The organism is Pseudooceanicola lipolyticus (assembly GCF_002786325.1).
Lineage (GTDB): Bacteria > Pseudomonadota > Alphaproteobacteria > Rhodobacterales > Rhodobacteraceae > Pseudooceanicola_C > Pseudooceanicola_C lipolyticus.
The window spans coordinates 1-2,330 of the sequence record NZ_PGTB01000300.1 but is presented as its reverse complement, the minus strand read 5'-3'; the positions used below and the strand labels follow the sequence as shown (position 1 = coordinate 2,330).

Sequence of the window (2,330 nt, the reverse complement as noted above, 5' to 3'; positions counted from 1 at the left end):
CGAGGCGGCGAAACCGCAAGCCGCCGCGCCCGCGGCCGCGCCTGCCGCCGGCCCCTCGGCCGATGCGGTGGCCAAGATGTACGAAGGCCGCGACTATCAGGAAATCAAGCTGGACGGCATGCGCAAGACCATCGCCGCGCGGCTGACCGAGGCGAAACAGCAGATCCCGCATTTCTACCTGCGCCGCGACATCCGGCTCGACGCGCTGCTGAAATTCCGCGGCCAGCTGAACAAGCAGCTGGAGAGCCGCGGGGTGAAACTGTCGGTCAACGATTTCGTCATCAAGGCCTGCGCGCTGGCCCTGCAGCAGGTGCCAGCCGCCAATGCCGTCTGGGCCGGCGACCGCATCCTGCAACTGAAACCCTCCGATGTCGCCGTCGCCGTCGCCATCGAGGGCGGGCTGTTCACCCCGGTGCTGAAAGATGCCGACATGAAATCGCTGTCGGCGCTGTCGGCCGAGATGAAGGATCTCGCCAGCCGCGCCCGCGACCGCAAGCTGGCGCCGCATGAATACCAGGGCGGCAGCTTTGCGGTCTCCAATCTCGGCATGTTCGGCATCGACAATTTCGACGCGGTGATCAACCCGCCGCACGGCGCCATCCTGGCGGTCGGCGCCGGGGTGAAAAAGCCGGTGATCGGCGACGATGGCGAAGTGACCGCGGCAACCGTGATGTCGGTGACGCTCAGCGTCGATCACCGGGTGATCGACGGCGCCCTGGGTGCACAGCTGTTGCAGGCGATCGTCGACAACCTGGAAAGCCCGATGGTGATGCTGGCCTGATCCGGCCCGCCCAGTCCATGCAGCCCGGCAATCCGGGCTGCATGGCGCAGCATCACAGCCGCGTCATCGGACCCGGCTCGAAACAGTAGATATCGCGCGACAACACCCCGGCCCCGGCCAAGGCCGCCCGGAAGCTGGCCATATGCGCGGTCTCGCCATGTGCCTTCAGCGACGCGGCATCGTCCCATTCCTCATAGACGCGGAACCGGTTCGGCCGCTCGATATCCTGCCAAAAGGCATAGACCCGGCAGCCCGGCTCCTGCCGCGTGGCACGCGCCATCTCGGTGGCGGCGGTTTTCATCACCTCCACCTTGGCGGCATCCAGTTCCACCGTTCCGGTGACGATCAGCATGGCTTTCCTCCTTCAGAATGACAGCTTGTCGCGCAAAAAGGCCAGCGCCACGCTCAGCCCGTCGGGCGCGATGCCATGCGCGGTGCCTTTCATCACGTGGGCAAACACCTCCTTGAACCCCGCCTGTTGCAGGGCCTCCGCCGCCTCGGGCAGCGATTGCGGCGGCACCACGTCATCGGCATCGCCATGCACCAGCAGCACTGGAAAGCGCGATTGCACCTCTTCCGGCAGCAGGTCGGGGTTCAACAGCCGCCCGGAAAACCCGACCACCCCGGCCAGCGCGTCCTCGCGCCGCGGCGCCACCTGCAGCGCCATCATCGTGCCCTGGGAAAAGCCGAACAGCGCCACCTGTTCCGGCAGCAGATCCTCGTCCACCATCAGCGCGTCGAGGAAGGCGTTCAGATCGTCCACCGCCGCGCGCATCCCCTGCTCGGCCGCCTCTTGCGAGGACCCGTCCAGCCAGGGGATCGGGAACCACTGAAAGCCGAAGGGCATGCCGGGGATCGTCTCGGGCGCGTCGGGCGCCACGAACAGCGTGTCGGGCAGATGTTCGCCCAGCGGGTCGGCCAGCCCCAGCAGATCGGCGCCGTTGGCGCCATAGCCATGCAGGAACACCACCGCCGACCGGGTCTCGCCCGATACCGGAGCCTTGCGGCCTGCTTGCAATACCCTTGTCATCCAATGCCTTCCCTGTTTTTGTCCACGCGGTAATAGGCCCACAACAGCCGTGCCGCAACCGACCGCCAGGGCGACCAGGCCTCGGCCATCGAGCGCAACCGTTTTTCGCCGGGCCGCGCCTCCAGATCGAAAACCAGCCGCGCCGATTCCTGCAACGCCAGATCGCCCGGTGCAAACACATCGGCCCGGCCCAGCGAGAACATCGCGTAGATCTCCGCCGTCCAGACGCCGATGCCCGGCACCGCGGTCAGACGCTCGATCACCTGCGCCGTCGGCGCCGCGCGCAGCGCCGGGTAATCGATCCCCGCCGTCGCCAGGGCGCGGGCATAGCGGATCTTCTGCCGGCTCAGCCCCACCGCGCGCAGGTCCTCTTCGCTGGCCGCAAGCACCGGTTCCGGCCCGGTCAGCCCCGCCGCCTGCATCCGCCCCCAGATCGCGCTGGCCGAGGCCACGCTTACCTGCTGGCTGACAATGGCGTTCAGCAGCTGGGCAAAGCCATCGGGGCGCAGCCGCAGCGGC

At 67.6% G+C, this 2,330-nt stretch carries 4 protein-coding genes; 1 reads left to right on the top strand and 3 read right to left on the bottom strand.

From position 1 onward, the window contains the following. On the top strand, positions 1-781 hold a 781-nt coding region (locus CVM52_RS25260; protein ID WP_133119996.1), incomplete at its 5' end, for a dihydrolipoamide acetyltransferase family protein. 52 nt (positions 782-833) lie between these two features. On the opposite strand, the gene CVM52_RS25255 is transcribed toward CVM52_RS25260, so the two are convergent. The 3 genes from CVM52_RS25255 to CVM52_RS25245 all read right to left on the bottom strand — a co-directional run. After that, positions 834-1,133, bottom strand: a complete 300-nt coding sequence (locus CVM52_RS25255) for a putative quinol monooxygenase (protein ID WP_100165014.1) — start codon at positions 1,131-1,133, stop codon at positions 834-836. A 12-nt stretch (positions 1,134-1,145) separates the two neighbouring features. Continuing rightward, on the bottom strand, positions 1,146-1,811 hold the full coding sequence (locus tag CVM52_RS25250) for an alpha/beta hydrolase (protein WP_100165013.1): 666 nt from the start codon (positions 1,809-1,811) through the stop codon (positions 1,146-1,148). Further along, on the bottom strand, positions 1,808-2,330 hold a 523-nt coding region (locus tag CVM52_RS25245), incomplete at its 5' end, for a DNA-3-methyladenine glycosylase family protein (protein ID WP_100165012.1). The genes CVM52_RS25245 and CVM52_RS25250, both read right to left, overlap by 4 nt.